Genomic DNA, 2132 nt, shown 5'->3' with positions numbered 1-2132 from the left:
GTGCCGACGCACTTTCCCGAGCCATGACAGTGGCGAAAGAGCGGCACGGCATCTTCACCTTCACCGGCAACACCCGGCACCGAGTCGAGGTCAACTGCCTCAAGGACTTCGAAGACCGCCGGTTCGTGCCACCCGGAAGCCTGGGCCTGGCCACCGGTGGCTACACCAGGCTCGGCGCACCCCTGCGCCATCTGACAAACAGACTACTCGCGCAACCGTCTGAACGGCGCCTGCTCATCGTGATCGGAGACGGCCTGATATCCGATGAGGGATACGAGGGCCGCTACGCCTGGGCCGACTCCGCGCACGCGGTGGAGGAAGCCAACGACGCCGGGGTGAGCATGTACTACGTCGGCGTCGGCCCGGTCCGCGTCGATCCCCTGCCCGAAGTATTCGGACCTCGCCGCTCCCAACGAATTCGGCGAGTCGAGGACCTGCCACACGTACTGGCGCATGTTCACCGCGAGCTCGTCGCAGCCTGACCGACAACCATGCGAGGAAGAGATGACCACCGACACCTATTACGCGAACGGCAACGAGGTGAGGCTGTTCGAGCAGGCGTATCACCGGCGTCTGCCAGTGATGCTGACCGGCCCGACCGGATGCGGCAAAACCCGGCTCGTCGAACACATGGGCGTGCTGTTGAGGCGACCAGTGGTCACCATCAGCTGTCATGACGACCTGACCAGCTCGGACCTGGTCGGCCGGTTCATGGTGACGGGCGGTGACGTGGTGTGGACCGACGGCCCGCTGACCCGGGCTGTGAAGGACGGCGCGATCTGCTATCTGGACGAGGTCGTCGAGGCACGCCACGACTCCCTGGCAATCCTGCACTCGCTGACCGATCACCGGCGCTCGCTGTACCTGGATCGGGCCGGTGAAGTGGTCGAAGCGCCCGAGGACTTCATGCTGGTGTGTTCCTACAATCCCGCATACCGCAGCTCGTTGAAGGAGCTCAAACCGTCGTTCCGGCAAAGGTTCGTCACGCTGCCGATGAACTACCTTCCACCCGACCGGGAAGCCGATGTTGTCGTGGCCGAGGCGGGTATCGAAGCGGCGAGCGCCCGGCGACTCGTCGCGTGCGCCACCGCCATCAGGACGGCCGACGAAGCCTTCCACTTCGAACCGCCGTCCACCCGCGTTCTGGTCACGGCGGCACACCTGATCGCGGCGGGCGCAACCGAACTCGACGCAGCCGAGGCCTGCATCCTCGCGCCGCTGTCGACCGACGGCGCGATCTCCGACGGGCTACGTGAAGTTGCGGCGGCCAGCCTGGCTGCCGCTGATAACTCGAGCACACCGCATTAGAGGGAAGGAGTCGGCTCATATGGACGAGAAAGAGAAGAACCGCAAAAGGGCGCTGATCGTCTTCCAGATCTTCATTTACGGCTATCTGCTGGTCATGTTCGGTATTCAGCTCTACATGTCGTTCGCCCGCGGGTGGTGGGAGCTGTGAACCTGCCTCTCAGGAGCCGGTTTTCGAGCTCGAAGACAGCGACGGTGCCGAGTGGTTCGGGGTCGGTGAGCTTCGAGCACCACCACGACGAGTCGCGGCTCGCGCAGCGACGAGCCGACAAGTGGATGATCGTCGGCGCGGCGCTGATGGGCATGTGGGCGCCGGGTCTCATCGGCTTCCCGATCTTCATGCGCGGCGTGTGGCTGCAGCGTCAAGCACTACGCGCCGGTCTGTCGGTGCGCCCGATGATCGTCACCCTTATCGGTTACCTCGTCTTGATCGACGGCATGCTCAACAGCCTCGGCTGGGCCTTGGACTTGGTGGCCAACCACACGCTGATCAATCGGGTGCTCATGGTCGGCTGGGGCAACATGTTCGACGCCGGCTACTTCTGGCACTACAACGAGATGTGGATCGGCGGCGCCGCCGGGCCCGGCGAAAAGGCCTACGTCGGGGGATTGATCCTCACGGTCTTCGCCATGCGGGTCGCAGCCGCGATCGGGTTCCTGCAGATGAAGCGGTGGGGCCATCAATGGTTGATCATCACCTGCTGGATGGGCGTGGTGATCTGGACTGCCTACGTGTTCAACATGACGATGTACGCCGACGTGCGCTACGCCGGCGTCGTCTTCCCGGTTATCGGCTGGTGGCTGTACGACATCTTCTACATCACGCC

General features: G+C 64.0%; 4 protein-coding genes. All 4 read left to right on the top strand.

What is annotated here, in order from left to right; translation table 11 throughout:
* Positions 1–482 (top strand): VWA domain-containing protein (locus A8G08_RS10430; protein WP_483757009.1); only part of this gene is annotated, 482 nt, incomplete at its 5' end.
* 22 nt (positions 483–504) lie between these two features.
* Positions 505–1308, top strand: a complete 804-nt coding sequence (locus A8G08_RS10425; RefSeq protein ID WP_068273467.1) for a CbbQ/NirQ/NorQ/GpvN family protein — start codon at positions 505–507, stop codon at positions 1306–1308.
* Positions 1309–1327: 19 nt separating this feature from the next.
* Complete coding sequence (locus A8G08_RS28270) at positions 1328–1456, top strand: hypothetical protein (RefSeq protein ID WP_281182139.1); 129 nt, start codon at positions 1328–1330, stop codon at positions 1454–1456.
* The coding region (locus tag A8G08_RS10420) for a hypothetical protein (RefSeq protein ID WP_084436093.1) at positions 1453–2132 on the top strand (680 nt) is incomplete at its 3' end. The genes A8G08_RS28270 and A8G08_RS10420, both read left to right, overlap by 4 nt.

This window comes from Aldersonia kunmingensis, assembly GCF_001646865.1.
GTDB lineage: Bacteria > Actinomycetota > Actinomycetes > Mycobacteriales > Mycobacteriaceae > Aldersonia > Aldersonia kunmingensis.
Note: the sequence above shows the minus strand (reverse complement) of the source record. Positions and strands in the feature narration are given on the sequence as shown.